At 65.8% G+C, this 18831-nt stretch carries 16 protein-coding genes and 3 pseudogenes; 11 read left to right on the forward strand and 8 right to left on the reverse strand.

Annotated elements, in window-relative coordinates:
* Nucleotides 1-70: 70 nt before the first annotated feature.
* The gene (locus IEX91_RS11085; RefSeq protein ID WP_188879006.1) at nt 71-1213 is read left to right on the forward strand and encodes an aromatic ring-hydroxylating oxygenase subunit alpha; all 1143 of its coding nucleotides are present in this window, start codon (nt 71-73) and stop codon (nt 1211-1213) included.
* Between the two features lie 2 nt (nt 1214-1215).
* Entirely contained in the window at nt 1216-1581 is a 366-nt protein-coding gene (locus IEX91_RS11090) for a hypothetical protein (protein WP_188879007.1), read from the forward strand.
* A gap of 12 nt (nt 1582-1593) precedes the next feature.
* On the opposite strand, the gene IEX91_RS11095 is transcribed toward IEX91_RS11090, so the two are convergent.
* Nucleotides 1594-2238, reverse strand: coding sequence for a helix-turn-helix domain-containing protein (locus IEX91_RS11095; protein ID WP_188879008.1), 645 nt, complete (start codon nt 2236-2238; stop codon nt 1594-1596).
* Between the two features lie 237 nt (nt 2239-2475).
* Here IEX91_RS11095 and IEX91_RS11100 point away from each other — a divergent pair, with 237 nt between their 5' ends.
* Nucleotides 2476-3387 carry a hypothetical protein gene (locus IEX91_RS11100; RefSeq protein WP_188879010.1) on the forward strand — a complete coding sequence of 304 codons (912 nt, stop codon included), beginning with the start codon at nt 2476-2478 and terminating at the stop codon, nt 3385-3387.
* A 117-nt stretch (nt 3388-3504) separates the two neighbouring features.
* Here IEX91_RS11100 and IEX91_RS11105 read toward each other — a convergent pair whose 3' ends face one another.
* Nucleotides 3505-3885 (reverse strand): Rid family detoxifying hydrolase, encoded by a 381-nt coding sequence (locus tag IEX91_RS11105; protein WP_188879012.1) that lies wholly within the window; start codon nt 3883-3885, stop codon nt 3505-3507.
* Nucleotides 3886-3954: 69 nt separating this feature from the next.
* The gene (gene ilvA / locus IEX91_RS11110) at nt 3955-5193 is read right to left on the reverse strand and encodes a threonine ammonia-lyase (RefSeq protein ID WP_188879013.1); all 1239 of its coding nucleotides are present in this window, start codon (nt 5191-5193) and stop codon (nt 3955-3957) included.
* A gap of 326 nt (nt 5194-5519) precedes the next feature.
* Here ilvA (IEX91_RS11110) and glyA point away from each other — a divergent pair, with 326 nt between their 5' ends.
* From glyA to IEX91_RS11125, 3 genes are all read left to right on the forward strand, one after another.
* Nucleotides 5520-6767 carry a serine hydroxymethyltransferase gene (glyA, locus tag IEX91_RS11115; protein WP_188879015.1) on the forward strand — a complete coding sequence of 416 codons (1248 nt, stop codon included), beginning with the start codon at nt 5520-5522 and terminating at the stop codon, nt 6765-6767.
* A 173-nt stretch (nt 6768-6940) separates the two neighbouring features.
* Nucleotides 6941-7360, forward strand: coding sequence for a GlcG/HbpS family heme-binding protein (locus IEX91_RS11120; protein ID WP_188879017.1), 420 nt, complete (start codon nt 6941-6943; stop codon nt 7358-7360).
* Between the two features lies 1 nt (nt 7361).
* The gene (locus tag IEX91_RS11125) at nt 7362-8642 is read left to right on the forward strand and encodes an amidohydrolase (RefSeq protein WP_188879019.1); all 1281 of its coding nucleotides are present in this window, start codon (nt 7362-7364) and stop codon (nt 8640-8642) included.
* A gap of 705 nt (nt 8643-9347) precedes the next feature.
* Here the strand turns inward: IEX91_RS11125 and IEX91_RS16295 are convergent.
* A pseudogene (locus IEX91_RS16295) lies at nt 9348-9685 on the reverse strand (IS6 family transposase); the annotation flags it as partial.
* Nucleotides 9686-9780: 95 nt separating this feature from the next.
* Here IEX91_RS16295 and IEX91_RS11130 point away from each other — a divergent pair.
* Together IEX91_RS11130 and IEX91_RS11135 are read left to right on the forward strand one after the other, a co-directional pair.
* Nucleotides 9781-10656: a trimethylamine methyltransferase family protein gene (locus IEX91_RS11130; RefSeq protein WP_188879021.1), complete on the forward strand. Its 876-nt coding sequence runs from the start codon at nt 9781-9783 to the stop codon at nt 10654-10656.
* 88 nt (nt 10657-10744) lie between these two features.
* Complete coding sequence (locus tag IEX91_RS11135) at nt 10745-11650, forward strand: hypothetical protein (RefSeq protein ID WP_188879023.1); 906 nt, start codon at nt 10745-10747, stop codon at nt 11648-11650.
* 86 nt (nt 11651-11736) lie between these two features.
* Here IEX91_RS11135 and IEX91_RS11140 read toward each other — a convergent pair.
* Nucleotides 11737-12107: pseudogene (locus IEX91_RS11140) on the reverse strand (Rid family detoxifying hydrolase).
* A 329-nt stretch (nt 12108-12436) separates the two neighbouring features.
* Here IEX91_RS11140 and IEX91_RS11145 point away from each other — a divergent pair.
* The 3 genes and pseudogenes from IEX91_RS11145 (at nt 12437) to IEX91_RS11155 (ending at nt 15286) form a co-directional block, all read left to right on the forward strand.
* A pseudogene (locus IEX91_RS11145) lies at nt 12437-13331 on the forward strand (tetrahydrofolate dehydrogenase/cyclohydrolase catalytic domain-containing protein).
* A 348-nt stretch (nt 13332-13679) separates the two neighbouring features.
* A complete protein-coding gene (locus tag IEX91_RS11150) occupies nt 13680-14660 on the forward strand; it encodes a formyltetrahydrofolate deformylase (protein WP_188879024.1) in 981 nt (326 codons plus the stop codon).
* A gap of 182 nt (nt 14661-14842) precedes the next feature.
* The gene (locus IEX91_RS11155) at nt 14843-15286 is read left to right on the forward strand and encodes a universal stress protein (RefSeq protein WP_188879026.1); all 444 of its coding nucleotides are present in this window, start codon (nt 14843-14845) and stop codon (nt 15284-15286) included.
* Nucleotides 15287-15304: 18 nt separating this feature from the next.
* Here IEX91_RS11155 and IEX91_RS11160 read toward each other — a convergent pair whose 3' ends face one another.
* The 3 genes from IEX91_RS11160 to ilvA (IEX91_RS11170) all read right to left on the reverse strand — a co-directional run bounded on the left by IEX91_RS11160 (nt 15305) and on the right by ilvA (IEX91_RS11170) (nt 18829).
* Nucleotides 15305-15535: a hypothetical protein gene (locus tag IEX91_RS11160; RefSeq protein WP_188879337.1), complete on the reverse strand. Its 231-nt coding sequence runs from the start codon at nt 15533-15535 to the stop codon at nt 15305-15307.
* Nucleotides 15536-15547: 12 nt separating this feature from the next.
* Nucleotides 15548-17302 carry a BCCT family transporter gene (locus IEX91_RS11165; RefSeq protein ID WP_188879028.1) on the reverse strand — a complete coding sequence of 585 codons (1755 nt, stop codon included), beginning with the start codon at nt 17300-17302 and terminating at the stop codon, nt 15548-15550.
* A 288-nt stretch (nt 17303-17590) separates the two neighbouring features.
* Entirely contained in the window at nt 17591-18829 is a 1239-nt protein-coding gene (gene ilvA / locus IEX91_RS11170) for a threonine ammonia-lyase (protein ID WP_188879029.1), read from the reverse strand.
* Between the last annotated feature and the right edge of the window lie 2 nt (nt 18830-18831).

An 18831-nucleotide genomic window follows, 5' to 3' on the forward strand; every position in this document is an offset into this window, starting at 1 on the left:
CCGACCAATACTTATACGGGTGACGTATTCCCGGCGAACCATTTTTACGTCGTGTGTGCTCCATTCGCCCATGACACGGTGGAACGACGGCCACGACGAGATCGGCGCGGTCAGCGCTGACATCACCGAAGAGACGAACGCGCTCCCGGCGCAGTACTTCACCGACCCCGACGTCCACGAGATGGAGAAGGAGAAGGTCTTCGGGCGCTACTGGGTCTACGCGGGCCACGCGAACCGCATCCCCGAGCGCGGCGACTACTTCACGCGGACGATCGGCGACAGACAGATCATCGTCACGCGGGACGACGAGGGCGGCGTCCGGGCGTTCTACAACGTCTGTGCGCACCGCGGCTCGAAGATGCTCGACGACACCCCGATGACGGATCCGGGGAGTCTCAGCCGCATCACCTGCCCCTACCACCTGTGGGCGTACGAGCTCGACGGCGACCTCGCGAGCACGCCGAAGAGCTTCGAGGAGGCCAGCCTCAACCCCGACCTCGACGACGACGCCGTCCGCGAACTCGACCCCGCGGAGAACGGCCTCATGGAGGTGAACCTGGACTCGATCGGCCCGCTCGTCTTCGTCAACTTCCAGGACGACCCCGACCTCACGCTCGCCGAGCAGGCCGGCTCGATGAAGGACGAACTCGAAGCCCTCCCGCTCGGGGAGTACGAGCACGCGCGGCGCTACGTCTCCGAGGTCGAGTGCAACTGGAAGACCTTCAGCGGGAACTACTCCGAGTGCGATCACTGTCAGGCGAACCACCAGGATTGGGTGCGCGGCCTCGAACTCATGGAGTCCGAACTCGAAGTCAACGACTACCACTGGATCCTCCACTACCAGCATAAGGAGGACGTCGACGACGAAATGCGCATCCACGAGGAACACGAGGCGAAGTTCTACTACTTCTGGCCGAACTTCACTGTAAACATGTACGGCACCGCCGACGGGTACGGGACGTACATCATCGATCCGATCGATGAGGGTCGCTTCCAGCTCGTCGCCGACTACTACTTCCGTGACTCCGAACTCACCGACGAGGAGGAGAAGTTCGTCCAGACGAGCCGTCAGCTCCAAGAAGAGGACTTCGAGCTGGTCGAGCGCCAGTACGAGGGGCTGCGCTCGGGCGCGCTCGCGCAGGCCCAACTCGGCCCGAACGAGCACACCGTCCACAAGCTCCACCGGCTCGCGCAGGAAGCCTACGAGGCCTGACAATGGCGTCGACGACGGACGCCGAGCGGCCACACGCCGGCACGATCACGTGTGCGACCTGCGACTTCCACGCCGTCATCACGGAGCCGAACGACGCGATCGAGCGTTATCGACGCCACCGTAGCGTCACCGGGCACGACATCAAGTGGGAGCGGACGGCACTCGACGCCGGACTCGACACTGACGACGTCGAGAGCGCGCTCGACGCGCTCGGCGACGAGTATCCCGACGGCGTCCCCCTCGGCGTCCTCACGGCGGCGCTCTCCGAGCAGGAGGTCACCATTGAGGCGACGCTCGATGCGATCTACGACCTCCGGATGGCGGGTGCGATCTACGAGCCGCGGGACGACCACGTCCTCGTGGTCTAAGCGACACCGCTCCTATTCTTCGAGCAACGTCGATTCGACGAGCTGGGCGGTGCCGCGGCGGATCCGCCCGCTGACGGCGGTCGAGGAGATGTCGAGGACCGCCGCGAGGTCTGCGAGCGAGGCCTCGCGCGGCTCCTCGAAGTACCCCTCGTCGTACGCGGTGACGAGCGCGTCGCGCTGTGCGTCGGTGAGCGTGCTCGGCTCGCCGTGTTCCCAGCCGTCCTGTCGGAAGGTCCGCTTGAGCGTGAAGTCGATCCCCTCGGACTCGCAGTACTCCCAGAGCCCGGAGAGCGACTCGCGACCGGTGAGGAGGAGACGCACCGTCCAGCCGCGCTCGCTGCCCTTCGCCTCGAGCATCAGCCCGCCCAGGGAGGTGACCATCGGCGACAGGAGGATGGTGTCGTCCGTGTGGCCGATCCGATAGATGCGCGTGTTCTTCTCCTCGGCGATGCGCGTCCACTCGCTAACGGTGTGGTCGGCGTCGAGCGCTTCCTCAAAGTCGCCATTGATCCCCTTCACGAGGAAGAAGAACTGGCCCGTCTCGGGGTCGGTCGCGGACTGCGAGACGACCTTGAGCTCGTCGCTCGCGTGGGACTCGATGGTCGGCGTCAACGCCAGATCGTCGTGTCTGATGTCCGCAACGGTGACGAGGCTCACCGTTCCTCCCGACGGCCGCGGCGACGCGTCCCGCGCGACGGCGACCCGAGACGATCCGCGGGCTTCCGTTCAGAAATACCCCTCTTCTCCGAACAATATTGTCTATACCCACTCACTATAGGAACGAATCGGGCGGATATATTTATAATTTAGCCCTAACGTATTATTCTGTCGTATAAACCCTCTCACTATTCCACACCGCGTTTCAGGGACGCCGGATCCGTGGTCACGACCAGTATGTCTGTGGGAGACTCACTGCAACGGATTGGGTGTTTCCTTGAGAAATGCGAACAGCGGTCGAGCATCGACGTCCGTGGCGCGGACGTCACGATCACGGACGACGAAGCGCGCGTCGACGCCGACATCGCGCTCGCGACCGACGACGGGACGCCAACGGCCGCTGTCGACGTCCGAGACGCCTCCCTCGACGCCGACGGCTCGCTCGCGGTCACGCTCGCGTTGAGCGGTCCGCTCGTTCCCTCCCACGCCGACGCCATCGATGTCGCGGTGCGTGACGTCTCCCTCACCCCCACTCCGACCACCGTCGTCACGGCGCGAACGCCCGTCAGATCGGGATCGTCGGCGGGCAACGCACCGACGGCGACGACGCCCACGCCCGACGACGCACAGGGCGGTGGCGACGCCGACGTACCGCCGTTCCGGGACGCCGATCGGCTCGCCGAGATCTACGCGTCGTGCGAGACGTTCGCCGAGATGGCGGACGTCATCGAGATGGACGTCTCCGCGGAGACGGTCCGGCGCTACATGATCCGGAACGGGATCCACGAACCGGACAGCTACGACACGGGGAACGCGGACGACGCCACGACACCGGAGACCGCGCCCGCCGCGCAGTCGCCGTCCACGACACCGGACGCCCACGACGATACCGCGCCGCCGATCCGGACGGACGGGATGGGCCTCCCGGAGTCGGTGACGGTCGACGACCTCGTGGTGGCCGTGAACGATGCCGAGACGATCCGCGAGGTCGGGCGGTGTCTCGGCATCGAGCGCATGGACGCCTTCGAGTTGCTCACCGATCTCGACCTCCTCGAGTTCGTGATGGGGCGTCTCACCCGCGACGACGACGGCCAGGTCGGCCGAGAACAGATCCTCGCTCGCCTCCGGGAGACCGCGGTCCAGTCGTGATAGCCCCCTAGCCCCCGCAGCACAGTCGCAACCGTCGCGTAGCCCCCGCGATCCGGCACCGAACGCGTCACCGTCTTGGCGGCGGTCGATCGTCCGACCGGGGCCGCCTCCGGGCGTTCAGCCGGCGTCGGCGACGACCTCGATCTCGACGGCGGCGCCCTTCGGGACGTCGGCGACGCCGACCGCGCTCCGCGCCGGCGGCTCGTCGTCGAAGAAGTCGCTGTACGCCGCGTCGAACGCGTCGAAGTCGTCGATGTCGTCGAGGAACACCGTCGTCTTCAGGACGTCGCTTGCGTCGAGTCCCTCCGCGGCGAGGACGGCCTCGACGTTCCGGAGGCACTGTGCGGTCTGCTCGTCGACCGGCGCGTCGTCGAGGAGGTCGCCGTCCGCCGTCAACGGGAGTTGCCCGGCGGTGAAGAGGAGATCGCCGTTCGTCGTCGCCTGACTGTACGCTCCGACTGCCGCTGCCGCACCGTCTGTACTGATAATTCGCGTCACACGCATTCGGTCTACCCGATCGATAGTAAAACCGCTCGACGCGGGGGGAACCACGACCACTCGGATTACTTAGGTGCCCCGGGTGACGTCGTCGACGGTGTATCCGGCGCCTTCGATCGTGGTAACGATCGAGGCGGCGTGCTCGGCGCCGTTCGTCTCCACGCGGAAGAGGAGATACGCCTCCCCGACGTCGAGCGACTCGTCGGCGCGGACGTGCCGGACATCGTGGATGTTCGCGTCGCGCTCGGCGATGAGCCCAGCGAGACGCTCCATCTCGCCGGGACGGTCGTCGATTTGCACGCGCAACCGGAGCGTCTGCTGGCGGTCGGTGAGCGCGTGTACGAGCACGGTCTGGAGCATCGTCATGTCGAGGTTCCCTCCGCAGAGCAGCGGCATCACGGTCTCGCCCGCGACGTCGAGGTCGTCGCCGAGGAGCGCCGCGACGGACGCCGCGCCCGCGCCCTCGACGACCTGCTTCGCGCGTTCGAGAAGGAGGAGGATCGCGCGCGTGATCTCGTCGTCGGTGACGGTCACGACCTCGTCGACGTGGGCGTCGATGGTGCGCAGCGTCAGCTCAGAGATGCCGCCGGTCGCGATACCGTCGGCGATCGTGTCCGTCTCGTCGAGCGTCACGGGCGCGCCCTTATCGAGGCTCGCGTGGACAGTTTCGGCACCGCGGGCCTGCACCCCGACGACACGAACGCTCGGATCGTGGTGTTTGATCGCGGTCGCGATCCCCGAGATGAGCCCCCCGCCGCCGATCGGGACGACGACGGTGTCCATCTCGGGGAGGTCCTCGTACATGTCGATGCCGAGGGTCCCCTGGCCGGCGACGATGTCTGGATCGTCGTAGGCGTGGACAAACTCGGCGTCGGCGCCCTCGACGAGCGACTGCGCGTGTGCCATCGTCTCTTGGAAGTCCTCGCCGACGAGCTCGACACTCGCACCGTAGTCGCGCGTCGCGTCGACCTTCGCCTGCGGTGCGGTCTCGGGCATCACGACCGTAGAGTCCGCGCCGCACTCGGTCGCGGCGAGCGCGACGCCCTGGGCGTGGTTGCCGGCGCTCGCCGCCACGAACTCGTCGACGCCGTCGGCGACGTCCTGGCTGATCTTGTTGAACGCGCCCCGCGTCTTGAACGAGCCCGTCCACTGGAGGTGTTCCATCTTCAGGTGGACGTCCGCGTCGACGAGCTCGCCGATCGACGTGCTGCGCTCGACCGGCGTGCGTTTGACGACGTCGTCGCGGAGGCGCTCGCGCGCGCGCTCGATGTCGCTGTACTGGATCGGGTGGTGGGGTGCGTCGGTCATCGTGTTTTCCTCGTCGCCCGTGCGGGCGCGACTCGCCCGCGTCGTCGCGATAGGCGGCCATGACAGCGACGGAGTATATAGCTATCGTCGCCCCGCGATCGACGCGTCGCCACGAACCGCCGACTGGAACGACGAGGGAGACGAATAGCAGTGAGACAGCCGGTATCGATGCGCGTTGGCGGATCGGCGATCTGCTCGTCGAGCGACGTCCGCGACGCGAAACACACGTCAACTCTATTGGTACACTATCCGAAATATTGTGTTCTTGCGGTGCGGCGGGCGGGGGACGGCGAAGGCCTATACGGGAGTCCCGTGACGTGCGCACGATGACGTACGAGACGGTCCGACAGATCGACCCAGCAGTGGCGTCGGCACTGACGAGCGAACGCGAGCGGCAGAACGAGACGCTGGCGATGATCGCGAGCGAGAACCACGTCAGTCAGGCGGTCATGGAGGCACAGAGCTCCGAGCTGACGAACAACTACGCGGAGGGCTACCCCGGCGGGCGCTACTACGGCGGCTGCGAGTACGCCGACGACGTCGAGCAGCTCGCGATCGAGCGCGCGAAGGAGCTCTGGGGGGCCGAGCACGTCAACGTCCAGCCCCACTCCGGGTCGCAGGCGAACATGGCGGTCCTCATGTCCGTCCTCGATCCGGGCGATACGATCCTCTCGCTCGACCTGATGCACGGCGGGCACCTCTCGCACGGCCATCCCGCGAACGCCGCCGGCAAGCTCTACGACGTCGTGCAGTACGAGGTCGACAGCGAGACCGGACGCCTCGACTACGCGGGCCTCGACGAGCTCGCTCGCGACGTCGAACCCGACCTCGTCATCTCCGGCTTCTCCGCGTACCCCCGCGAGGTCGACTGGGAGGCGATCCAGGAGAGCGCCGATTCGGTGGGCGCCTACCACCTCGCCGACATCGCGCACATCACGGGGCTGGTCGCGGCGGGCGAGCATCCGAGTCCGGTCGGCATCGCGGACTTCGTCACCGGGAGCACGCACAAGACGATCCGCTCAGGTCGCGGCGGCCTCATCATGTGTCGCGAGGAGTACGCCGACGACGTCGACGCCGCCGTCTTCCCCGGGATACAGGGCGGTCCCCTCATGCACAACGTCGCGGGCAAGGCCGTCGGCTTCGGCGAGGCCCTTGACCCCGAGTTCGACGCGTACGCCGCGCAGGTCGTAAAGAACGCCGAGGCGCTCGCGGAGACCTTCGAACTGCGCGGGCTCTCGCTCGTCTCCGGCGGGACGGATACCCACCTCGTCCTCGCCGACCTCCGGCCGTCGCATCCGGAGACGGCCGGGAAGGACGTCGAAGCGGCCCTGGAGGAGGCGGGGATCGTCCTCAACGCCAACACGGTGCCGGGGGAGTCGCGCTCGGCGTTCAACCCCTCGGGTATCCGTGTGGGGACGCCCGCGCTCACGACGCGCGGCTTTGAGGAGGCGGAGATGCGCCAGGTCGGCAACCTCATCGCGGACGTCGTCGACGCCCCGAATGACGACGACGTGATCGAGGGCGTCAGCGCACAGGTCGACGAACTGACCGACGCGTACCCGCTCTACGACTGATCGGGCGAACGCTCGTGGTCGCGCACCGAGGCAGCGTCGTGCTCCCGGCACCCGTGGCCGACGGCGTCGGATCCCGCCGACCGAAACACATCAGTATGTGTATGTGTTGTGGTTGGATCCGTCTGTCCTCGGCACGTACTACTAAGTGCCGTACTCGACTATCAGCGTACGTCATGAGCGAGACGATCACGCTGACTGAAGCGACGGATCTGATCGAGAAAGCCGAGGCAGCCGCCGCTGAGATGGATCTGGAGATGGTGATCACAGTGGCGAACCCGGCGGGGAACCTCGTCGCCCAGCACCGAATGGACGACGCGTGGCTGGCGAGCGTCTCCATCTCGCGTAACAAGGCATATACCGCGGCGGCACTCCAGATGCCCACACACGACCTCGCGGAGGCGTCGACGCCCGGGGAGTCCCTCTGGGGGCTCCAGACCACCGACGAGAACCGGCTGGTCGTCTTCGGTGGCGGCTATCCGATCGTACGCGACGGCGACACCATCGGCACCATCGGTGTCAGCGGCGGCGAAGTCTCGCAGGACATGGCCGTCGCCGAAGCCGCGCTCGACGCGTTCGGGGAGCACACCGCGTAAAATGGCGTTCGCCGAGTCAGACGCCCGGATCGCCCAGCGCCGCACGTTCCACGCGTATCCGGAGCCGTCGTGGTGCGAGTTCCTGACGACGAGTCGGCTCGTCGACGCCGTCGAAGCGATCGGCGTCGATCGCCTGCACGTCGGCTCATCGGCGCTCGACGCGGACGAGCGCGTTGGGGTGCCGGACGTCGACACGCTCGACCGGTGGCGCGAGCGCGCGGCCGACCGGGGCGCGCGCGTGGACGTCCTCGACGCGACCGCGGGAGGGACGACCGGGCTCGTCGCGGTGCTCGATCGCGGACCCGGCCCCATCGTCGGCCTCCGGGTTGACATCGACGCGCTCCCCGTAACAGAGGCGGACGACGACGAGCACCAGCCCGCGGCAGAGAAGTTCCGTTCGGAGAACGCGGGCGTCATGCACGCCTGCGGGCACGACGCCCACATGACGATCGGCCTCGGCGTCCTCGAGGCCGTGAAGGCGAGCGACTTCGCGGGAACCTTCAAGCTCTTCTTCCAGCCGGCGGAGGAGGTACTCGGTGGCGGTCGTCCGATGGCCGAGAGCGGGCACGCCGACGACATCGATGCCCTCTTCGCGGTGCACGTCGGCTTCGATCACCCGACGGGCGAAATCGTCTCCGGCGTCGAGAAACCGCTCGCGATCCGCCAGACGCACGCCCGCTTCACCGGCGAGAGCGCACACGCCGGCGCGGCACCACACGAGGGGCGAAACGCCGTCCAGGCCATGGCCACGACGGTGCAGAACGTCTACGGGATCGCGCGGCACGCTGACGCGCTCACTCGCGTGAACGTCGGACGCGTCGAGGCCGGCACCGCGTCGAACGTCGTCGCGGACGACGCCGTCCTCGAACTCGAGGCACGTGCTGGGACGAACGATGTCCTCGACTACCTCACGGATCGCGTCGACCGCGTCCTCGAGCATGCGGGCGCGATGCACGACTGTACCCTCTCGACGGAGACCGTCGGACGGGCGCCGCGCGTCGACAGCGACGACGGCCTCGCGGACATCGTCGGCGCCGTCGCCACCAACGTTCCAGCCGTCGAGTCCGTTCGCCCGAGCGCGCCGTTCGGCGCGAGTGAGGACGCCACGTACCTGATGCGTCGGGTACAAGAGCGCGGCGGCGAAGCGACGTACGTCATCGTCGGCACCGACCACCCGACCGGTCACCACACGCCCACGTTCGACATCGACGAAGCCAGTATCGATATCGGAATAGACGTGCTCACGCGCGCTATCCGGCGGACTCTCGGCGACGACGCATAGATCGCGACCACCGTTCGCCCCGCGGTGGACCGCGGGCCGTCTCGATGGCTCCCGTCGACACCGGACCCGGAGCGTCGCGTGGCGCGTCCTCGGCACTCCGCGAATTCCTCGACGCCGTACGGGCCGACGGCTGGCACCGACTCGGGGAGCGCGGCGTCGTCGCAGCCCACCGCCGTCCGGGTGCCTCACACAACATATTACACTAATAGGTGTGTAAATGTAATGTTAGCCGATTTAGGACGCTGATCGGGGGGCGTACGCACCCGGGGTCGTTCTCCCGAATCCGGTCAGGGCAACACCAGAGTCGCGATACACACGACGGAAAAGACACAGACACACACATAATACATAGATAAGGTATATTCACTCTCGCCTCAACTGCTCCAGTTCGATACACACCGTCAGCGTGCGTCAGCAACCGCTTCTGACGAGCGCCTACCGTCCCTATATCCGGCATTAGTCTACGAATGTGGCCTCCATGTCGGCTTTCGCATCCGCAGGTGTCGTTGTCTCTTTAGACTTATTCTTGGATAATATCGTATCGAGTCACTGTATAATTAAGCTATTTTGAGGAATGAACAGGACATTGAGTAGCTGACCAGAGATGCTTGCATACCTGCTCAGCGAATGCTATGATGGGGATTTAGGCATCGTCTGGTGCTGCACCTCCTGCGCTGGCGTCTTTCCGTCAAGAGATTGATTCGGTCAATGGCAGTTGTAGTAGTACATGGATTGTTCAATCTATTTGCGTGTACTTGACCGACTTCCCACCCACGAATTATGAAAGCGGTCGATGCGCGTTTTAAGGGTATGAAATCACTTCTCGATGAAGTCTCGCTCGGTGTAGTTGACCCGACCGCCCATTCTAATCAAGCAATGGTAGTCCGACAGCCGAACTGATCCACGAGAAATACGGTGTCGGAGAGATCCTATTTCTCGTCGAGTCGATAGAGAAGCGCAACCGCTGGATCAGTACCATGCCGACCAAACAGCTCGACGTCGAGGATCAGTGTTGTCTCAATGTTTATTGCAGCGTACAACCAAGGTCACCTACTATGGGGTCTCGCCGTCGTCGGCAACGACTTCCCGCGAACAAGCGTCGTCACCATCTCGCCTGTCATCTCGCGCCCCTCGTACCATGGCGGCGATCGCGACCGGGGTGCCGTCGCTGTCGCGGCCGGTGATTGCGGGGCTCGTGAACACGCTCCCGCCGCGTGGGATCGGTACGGAGATGCTCGGGGCGTTGCTCGCGTACGCCGAGCACGGCCAGCCGGTGATCGTCTCCTCGTTCACGATGCCGGGCGCGTCGGGGCCGCGCTCGTTCGCCGCGTCGCTCGCGCAGGCGAACGCAGAGACGCTGTTCGGGATCACGCTCGCGCAGCTCTGCAATCCGGGGACGCCGGTGGTGTACGGCCTCCCGCTGGCGCGCGTGGACGACCGGCACGAATCCCTCTCGATCGGCGGCCCGGCGTCCGGGCTGTTCGCGTCTGTGACGGCCCAGCTCGGCCGCTACTACGGGGTGCCGACGCGCGCGGGCGGTGGAGTGACGGACGCGGTGACGGTCGGCCACCAGAGCGGCGCGGAGTCGGCGCTCGCGCAGGCGGTGACAGCGCTCGCCGGCGTCGACTTCGTCCTGCACGCGGCCGGTGTCTTGGACTCGTACGCGGCGGTTTCATGGGAGAAGTTCGTGCTGGACTGTGAGACACTGCGCGCCTTGGAATGGTTCCGTGAGGGTATCTCGGTCCCGGAGGAGGGGATCGACGTCGAACGGATCGCATCGGTCGACCCGGCCGGCCACTACTTGGGCGCGGCGGGGTCGGACGACGACACGGGGTTCCGGCCGCGGATCGCGGAGCGTCGGCCGCATCGCGCGTGGGCGGACGGGACGAGCGACTCGACGTTCGAGCGGGCACACGAGTACGTCGAGGACCGGTTGGCTGCGTACGAGCGCCCCCCGATGGACGACGCAGTCGAGCGCCGCCTGCGCTCGTACGTCGAGGCGAATCTGCCGTGACGCGTGCCCGCTCCGGCCACCAGTTATAAAAATGTTGTTTATACAACGCCATTGTTCATGATTTTTGTGTGTGTAGAGGACATGGATCATGACACGAGGGGGCGCGCTTCGTCGGCTGGGACGGTTCCTCGAGAAGTGCGAGCGACGGGACGACGCGGGCGTCGAGCTGTCCGACCCCCGTATCGAAGTGACGGAGACGGAAGCGCGCGCGACCGTCACGTACCATGTCGGCCCGAACGCTGAGGATATCGGGGAGATTGCGCTCGCCGACGCGACGCTCGACGACGAGTCGCTCACACTCACACTCGACGCGAACCTCCCCACCATCCCGACCGACGACCGACTCGACGTCACGCCGACGTTCCTCACCATCGAAGACGGCGCGCTCTCCGTCCTTCTCACCGTCACCGCCGACGATGTCGACACGACGAGCGACACCGCTGGCGCCGCCGAGCGCGACGCGACCGCGACGGGAACTGACCGATCGGAGCGCACCGACCGTGACGTCCCCCCGTTCGAGGACACTGAACTCCTCGCCGACATCTACGACTCCTGCGAGACGTTCGCCGAGATGGCGGACGTCATCGAGATGGACGTCACCGCGGAGACCGTGCGGCGCTACATGATCCAGCACGGGATTCACGAACCGAACTCCTACGACACGGCGCGGACGAACGCCGAAGAGACGGGCAATGATACCGGTACTCCCTCGCCTGCGCCCGACGCGGACGCCCCGACGTCCGAAGTCGTGACGGACGGGATGGGTCTCTCCGAGTCCGTCACGATTGACGACATCGTCGACGCCGTGGACGCCGCAAACACCATCCACGAGGTCGGCCGCGCCATCGGGGTCGAACGTATGGACGCCTTCGAGCTCCTCCAAGAGTTCGACCTGCTCGAGTGCGTCATGGGCAAACTCTCCACCGAGGCCGACCGCGAGGTCGACCGCGACGAGATACTTGACCGGATCCGCCGGGCCGCGAACGCGCGCTGACGGCGTCCGCGCCGTCTCACCCCACCTCGAACCGTCTCGGCCAATCTCGCCCTGAATCCGAGTTCAAGCGCCGCGGTCCCGGGCGCCTACTCGACCGTCGCGATCGCCTCGATTTCGACGGCGGGGCCCTTCGAGACGTCGCCCGCTCCGACCGCACTCCGAGCGGGCGGCGCCGTCTCGAAGAACCCGCTGTACGCCGCGTCGAAGTCGTCGATGTCGTCGAGGAAGACAGTCGTCTTGAGGACATCCTCGAGCGACCTGTCCTCCGATTTGAGGATCGCCTCGACGTTCCGGAGACACTGGCACGTCTGCTCGGCGACGAAGGCGTCGTCGAGCAACCCGCCGTCAGCCGTGAGCGGGAGTTGCCCGGCCGTGATAGTATCTCGCCGTTCGTTGTCGCCTGATTGTACGCGCCCACCGCCGCCGGTACGTCGTCCGTGCTGATGGCCCGCTTCATCGCTTGCCTAGAGCGACTCTCGGCGCTTAACTCTCGGCCGCGCGGCCGTCTGCCACGACCAGTCGGTGACCTTATCAGTCGTGGTGTGACGTCGAGCGCGTCACGTGAGCGCACCAGGGCGCGATGCGCGTGCGGTAGTGTTCTCCACGACTCGCCCCCCACATCGTGGCCTCGTCGACGAGCGGGAGTTTCTCCGCGACTTCCTCGGGCGAGAGGACCGTCCTCCTTGAACGGGTGCGGTATTCCGCGCCATCGACTATCCAGGTGTCCCGGGTCCCATGCGAACGACGGCACTGGGCGGCGAGCGACCCACGCGTACGGAGACAACTATGACTAGGACGATCGACTGGAACGCGATCGCGGACGGAATCAGGAGGGAACTCGAGTCGTGCGTCGGGACGTTGGCGGACGCGGGTGTGACGCCCCGGGCTCGCGACCGTCCTGATGAGTGAGGACGACACGAGTGAGACGTACGTCTCGATGAAGCAGCGCGCCTGCGCGGAGGTCGGGGGATTGAGGGATCCACGTCGAGATCGACCCCGAGTCACCCGCAGCGGCACTCTACGAGACGATCGACGAGCTGAACGCCGACCCGGACGTCCACGGCATCCTCGTCCAGCACCCCCTCGCGGAGCACGTCGAAGAGTCGACGGTGATTCGCCGGGTCGACCCGGCGAAGGACGTGGACGGCTTCCACCCGGAGAACGTCGGCCGCCTCGTCTCCGGCGACGCCCGCTTCAAGCCCTGCACCCCACACGGCGTCGAGAAGATACTCGAAGCGGAAGACATCGACCCCGCGGGGTCGGACGTGGTAGTGGTAGAGCGCTGGGAAATCGTCGGGAAGCCGCTCGCGAACCTCCTCTTGCAGCGCGATGACGGCGGAAACGCTACCATCACCATCTGCCACTCCCGTACCGACGACCTCGGAGCGCACACGCGACATGCGGACATCGTCGTCACCGCCGCCGGCGTCCCCGAACTCGTGGACAGCTCCATGCTCTCCGAGGGAACGACGGTGATCGACGTCGGCGTCAACCGCGTGGAGGCGGACACGGAGAAGGGCTACGAGCTCGTCGGGGACGTCGAGTTCGAGACGCATCGGCGAAGGCGGACGCCATCACGTCCGTTCCGGGCGGCGTCGGTCCGCTGACCATCGCGATGCTTCTCTACAACACTGTGAAGGCCGCCGGCGACCAGGCGGGCGTCGCCGTCGACCTCCCCTGAAACGCACCACCAATTAGCCATCTGCCCGTTTGCGGTTGCAGTTCCGAGACGCGTCGAACGCGGCGTCAGGACTGATCGACGGAGTTTTTGCGGCGATATACGCCACGCACATGTGCGAAGCGATACATGGCATTGAGACGCCGGATGAGTGCTTCGAAACGCTCGCTGACGGCGACACGAGCGGTTCCGCGACGGCCACCGTCACGGCCCCGACCGGCGTTGAGCAATCGTGCCGCGGCGCCCCGTATTAAAAGAAGACCACATCTACACATACACGCTTTTCAACTGAAGCGGCGTCGATTACGATGATCACACAATGAGTGGTTCTGTCAGCGAGAGGCGAGTCGTATGAGTGACGGACTAACCGAGATCACAGTCGTCGGAGAGGACGACTCGGGGATCGTTGCGGAGATCACCTCGGTCCTCTTCGAGCGCAACGTCAACATCGAGGACATCGATCAAGCCGTCCGCGAGGGGACGTTTCGGATGACGATGCGCGTGGACACCGACGACATGGTGACCACGCACGAGACGCTCCGTCACGACCTCGCCGAACTCGGTGAGAAGACCGGCGTCGACGTCGACATCCGGTATCCCGGGAGCGAGGACCGCTCGATCGCCGTCCTCGTGACGAAGGAGAGCCACTGCTTGGAGGCGCTCATCGACGCGTGGGAGAACGACGAACTCGGAACGGAAATCGCGGTCGTCGTCGGCAACCACAGCGACCTCGAACCGCTCGCCGCCGAGCACGACATTCCGTTCTACGACATCGGTGACGAGAACGGCGTCCCGGACGAGGACGAACTCCTCGACGTCCTCGACGACCACGACACCGACCTGATCGCGCTCGCGCGCTACATCCGCATCCTCTCCCCGAAGGTCGTCTTCCGCTATCAACACCGGATCATCAACGTCCATCCGAGCCTCCTTCCCGCCTTTCCCGGCGCGTCCGCCTACATGCAGGCCATCGAGGCCGGCGCGCGCGTCGCCGGCGTCACTGCACACTACGTCACCACGGACCTCGATCAGGGCCCGATCATCGCCCAACGAGCGTTCAACGTCCCCGACGACGCCACCGAGGACGAACTTCGAGCGGTGGGCCAACCCCTCGAAGCGGAAGTGCTCGTAGAGGCGATCCACCTCCATCTGAACGACGACCTCTACATCCACCGCGGTCGCACGCAACTCCGGAATCCGGACGCCTCGAACGCCCGACTCGGTCTCCCGAACGGTCTCAACCGACAGCTCCCCGACGACCCCGTGGACTCACACGACGAGATCGTAGAACGCGAGTCCGAACGCGAGACCGCGTCCGCCGAGAGCGACTGACGCTTCGCCCCCGTCTTACGTCTCCGGCGCGCCCCGGCCCGCGCGGCGCGCACGGGTGTTCGCACCCGTCGAGCGTTCGGCATCGCCCGGGATCGCTCTGAGATGGCTCGAAACGCTTCCCATCGGCCGATTCGGGGGAAATCGTTTTACGAGCACTGGGTGAATGGCCGATGGTGTCGAGCATGTACGATGAGATGTTGATTCCGTACGACGGGAGCGACGAGGGAGAGATGGGGGCGCGACACGGCGTAGAGCTCGCGGCCGAGCTCGGATCGGCTGTTCACGCGCTTTACGTGGTAGATCTACCGGGAGTACCGCGCGCGCTCTCCATCCGCGACAATGAGGAGAAAATACGCGAGGAGTACCGCGAGCACGGGACGCAGACCCTCGCCGATGTCGAGGAGATGGCGGCCGAGCACGGGGTCGACTGTGTCACCGCGTTGCGCAGCGGCTCGGTTAGCGAGAAAATACTCTCCTACGCGGAAGATGAGGAGATGGACGCAATCGTGCTCGGGTCGGCTTATTACGGCAAACTCGGCAACGTCCTCGGTGGTACGACGAACAAGATCATTCGATCGACGACGATTCCCGTCATCTCGAAGCGAATGGACGCCGACGCGCGGTGACGCCGCGCGTCGCGTCATTCAGAGTCGCGATTCGCGCAGATAGATGAGGATGCTCGCGCCGAGGAAGCTGAGTCCGGCGAACATCAGCTGGCCGCGCGACATCAGCACGAGGCCGACCCCGAAGAGCGCGACGACGATGGCGGCGGTACCGGCTCGGAACGGGGTGTTGATCATCTTGGGAGGGAGGTACGGGTCGCAGTCGCCGTCGCGGACGACCGATGCGGGACGGCGTGAGTGCGTCCGAACCACAGTGCGGCGGCGTCAGTCATCGCCGCCGGTGGTCCGTTCGCGGATGTCCGTCACCACCTCCGTTCCCGTCGTGTTGATGTTGAAGTCCTCGTCGGTTATCTCGTCGATACGTTCTTTGAACTCCTCGGACGCGAGGACTTGATACTCGTTCCTGAGTCCGAGATAGACGGTATAGCACATCACGAGCAGGACGATGGCGAACGGGAAGCCGGTGGCGATGGCGGCGGTCTGGAGGGCGTTGAGGCTCGCGCTCCCGCCGCCGTAGAGGAGGAGCGCGGCGACACCGCCCTCGGTGACCGCCCAGAAGATGCGCTGGACGCGCGGGACGTCGTGCTTCCCGCCGGAGGTAAGGTGATCGACGACGAGCGACCCGGAGTCGGAGGACGTCACGAAGAACGTCACGACGAGCAGCGTCGCGAGCAGACCCGAGACCGCGCCGAGCGGGAACTGATCGAGCATCGCGAACATCGCGACTGTCTGTCCGACCTCGTTGTACGTCGCGAGGACGGAGCCGTTCCCCATGAGGGTGTTGAAGAGACCGCTGCCACCGAAGGCCGCGAGCCAGACCGTAGAGAACAGCGACGGCAGGACGAGCACGCCGATGACGAACTCCCGGACGGTGCGGCCCTTCGAGATGCGCGCGACGAACATCCCGACGAACGGCGACCACGCGATCCACCACGCCCAGTAGAACACCGTCCAGGCGTGGACGGTCGACGAGCCGTCACCGAGCGCGCCCGTGAAGAAGGAGAGCGTGAGGAGGTCACCGAAGTACGCGCCGAGGCCCTGCACCCAAGCGCCGAAGATGAAGAGCGTCGGCCCAATGATGAGGAGGAAGACGAGCAGCGCGGACATGAGGTAGACGTTCAGCGTGCTGAGGCGCTTGATGCCGCCGTCGAGGCCGGCCGCGACGGAGAGCGTTGCGATCAGCGTGATCGTGGCGATGAGGATTATCTGCGGGACGGTCCCGGTCGGGACGTTCGCGACCCCGAGCATGCTGCTTCCGAGAATGTAGGAGAGGCCGGTGTTGATCTGGGCGACGCCAAGGCCCAGCGACGTTGCGAGGCCGAACAGCGTTGCGAACACTGACACGAGATCAATGACGTGGCCGGGCCAACCGTAGATGCGTTCGCCGAGGAGTGGCCAGAAGATCGAGCGGAACGTCAGCGGGAGCCCGCGGTTGAACGAGAAGAACGCGAGGCCCAATCCCACCAGGCCGTAGATCGCCCACGGGTGGAAGCCCCAGTGGAAGAACGTCTGTGTCAGCGCGGCGATGCCGGCTTCGCCGGTGCCGGCTTCGGCGCTGTAGAAGCCGGGAACGTTCGAGACGTAGTAGAGCGGTTCCGAGACGCTGTAGAACATCAGCCCGATGCCCATGCCGGCGCTGAACAGCATCGCCATCCACGAGAACGTGCTGAACTCTGTCTCGGCCTCGACGCCGCCGATCCGGATCTTCCCGTACTTGCTGATGGCGAAGAAGAGGAGGACGACGATGAAGACGTTCACCGAGAGGAGGTAGAACCAACCGAAGTTCCCCTCGAAGAAGCCGCGGACGCTGGAGTAGATGCTCGCGGCCTCCGGGCCGAGGATGAGCGTCGCGGCGACGAAGATGGCGATTATCAGGAGCGCGGCGGGAAAGACGACGGGGTGAATGTCGAAGCCCCACCGTTCGATGTTCCCGTCGCCCGGCTCGCGTTCGGTCTCCGGGTGGAAGAGGTCCACCTGGAGTCCGTGCGTCTCGCCGTCGTCGCCGTCACTGCTCGCCATACCACACCCCCGCAATCTGAGCGTGCCGAGTGTGTGCTGTCCGTCGGGGGTCGTCTCCGCCGTTCCCCGTCGACCGTTGTCTCCCTACGCGCCTCCACCAGCCTGGATCGTATAATGCCATCTCTTAGCACACCTCGTGGTGCGGAGAAGTAATAGGTGTTATTCATCATAATAGTTCGGCTTTGGTACGGACAGTCTTTATAGCGGTACTGGCCGACCGGCGAGGATACCGGAACCGCGACATCCGACCCGGCGTGCACACGACCCGTTCGATCGCTTAAAAAATGATCAGGTGTGCGTGGCCAGTTCGACCTCGTATCCCGCGCCCTCGATGCCGTCGAGGATGGACGCCGTGTGCTCCTCGCCGCTCGCCTCCACGGTGAACACGAGGTAGGCCTCCCCGACGTCTAAGTCCACCACGGACCGGTCGTGGCGGACGTCGTGGATGTTCGCGCCGTACTCCGCGATGATGCCCGACAGCTCTGACATCGTCCCGGGGCGGTCGTCGATGCGCACGCGCAGGCGGAGGATCTGCCGGCGCTCCGTGAGCGCGTGGATCAGGAGCGTCCGCAGCATCGTCATGTCGAGGTTTCCCCCGCAGAGCAGCGGCATTACCGTTTCTCCGGAGACGTCCAGGTCATCGCTCAATATCGCCGCGACGGACGCCGCGCCCGCGCCCTCGACCACCTGCTTCGCGCGCTCCAAGAGCAGGAGGAGCGCTTGTGCGATCTGCGCGTCCGAGACCGTCACCACCTCGTCGACGTTCTCTCGGATGATCGACAGCGTCGTCTCCGAGATGCCGCCCGTCGCGATGCCGTCCGCGATGGTGTCCACCTCGTCGAGCGTCACCGGCGCGCCCTTATCGAGGCTCTCGTGGACCGTCTCCGCGCCCGTCGCCTGCACGCCCACGACGCGGACGTCCGGCGAGAGGTGCTTCAGCGCCGTCGAGACGCCGCTGATGAGGCCGCCGCCGATGGGGACGACGACCGTGTCCAGGTTCGGGTGATCGTGGTACATCTCGATCCCGAGCGTCCCCTGTCCGGCGATGATGTCCGCGTCGTCGTACGCGTGGACGAACGAGGCGTCCTCGTCGTCCGCGGCGAGCGACTGGGCGTGCGCCATCGTCTCCTGGAAGTCGTCCCCGACCAGTTCGACCGTCGCGCCGTAGCCCCTGGTCGCGTCGATCTTCGCCTGCGGGGCGTTCGTCGGCATGCAGATGGTCGAGTCCGCCCCGCACTTCGTCGCCGCGAGCGCGACGCCCTGCGCGTGGTTGCCGGCGCTCGCGGCGATGAACTTCTGTGCGCCCGCCGCGACGTCCTGGCTGATCTTGTTGTACGCGCCGCGAGTCTTGAACGACCCCGTCCACTGGAGGTGCTCCATCTTCAGGTAGACGTCCGCGTCCACGAACTCGCCGAGGGACCGACTGTACTCGACCGGCGTCTGCTTGACCACCGTCTCGTCGTCGATCCGCTCGCGCGCCTGTTCGATGTCGCCGTACGTCACCGGGAGTTCGACTGCGTCGCTCATTC

Origin of the sequence: Halarchaeum nitratireducens (assembly GCF_014647155.1) — an archaeon.
Lineage (GTDB): Archaea > Halobacteriota > Halobacteria > Halobacteriales > Halobacteriaceae > Halarchaeum > Halarchaeum nitratireducens.

Excerpts from the sequence above, each read along its gene's own strand:
- IEX91_RS11085 (WP_188879006.1), top strand. The coding sequence starts at position 71 with ATGACACGGTGGAACGACGGCCACGACGAGATCGGCGCGGTCAGCGCT.
- IEX91_RS11090 (WP_188879007.1), top strand. The coding sequence starts at position 1,216 with ATGGCGTCGACGACGGACGCCGAGCGGCCACACGCCGGCACGATCACG.
- IEX91_RS11100 (WP_188879010.1), top strand. The coding sequence starts at position 2,476 with ATGTCTGTGGGAGACTCACTGCAACGGATTGGGTGTTTCCTTGAGAAA.
- ilvA (WP_188879013.1), bottom strand. The coding sequence starts at position 5,193 with ATGACCGACGCACCCCACCACCCGATCCAGTACAGCGACATCGAGCGC.
- glyA (WP_188879015.1), top strand. The coding sequence starts at position 5,520 with ATGACGTACGAGACGGTCCGACAGATCGACCCAGCAGTGGCGTCGGCA.
- IEX91_RS11120 (WP_188879017.1), top strand. The coding sequence starts at position 6,941 with ATGAGCGAGACGATCACGCTGACTGAAGCGACGGATCTGATCGAGAAA.
- IEX91_RS11125 (WP_188879019.1), top strand. The coding sequence starts at position 7,362 with ATGGCGTTCGCCGAGTCAGACGCCCGGATCGCCCAGCGCCGCACGTTC.
- IEX91_RS11130 (WP_188879021.1), top strand. The coding sequence starts at position 9,781 with ATGGCGGCGATCGCGACCGGGGTGCCGTCGCTGTCGCGGCCGGTGATT.
- IEX91_RS11135 (WP_188879023.1), top strand. The coding sequence starts at position 10,745 with ATGACACGAGGGGGCGCGCTTCGTCGGCTGGGACGGTTCCTCGAGAAG.
- IEX91_RS11150 (WP_188879024.1), top strand. The coding sequence starts at position 13,680 with ATGAGTGACGGACTAACCGAGATCACAGTCGTCGGAGAGGACGACTCG.
- IEX91_RS11155 (WP_188879026.1), top strand. The coding sequence starts at position 14,843 with ATGTACGATGAGATGTTGATTCCGTACGACGGGAGCGACGAGGGAGAG.
- IEX91_RS11165 (WP_188879028.1), bottom strand. The coding sequence starts at position 17,302 with ATGGCGAGCAGTGACGGCGACGACGGCGAGACGCACGGACTCCAGGTG.
- ilvA (WP_188879029.1), bottom strand. The coding sequence starts at position 18,829 with ATGAGCGACGCAGTCGAACTCCCGGTGACGTACGGCGACATCGAACAG.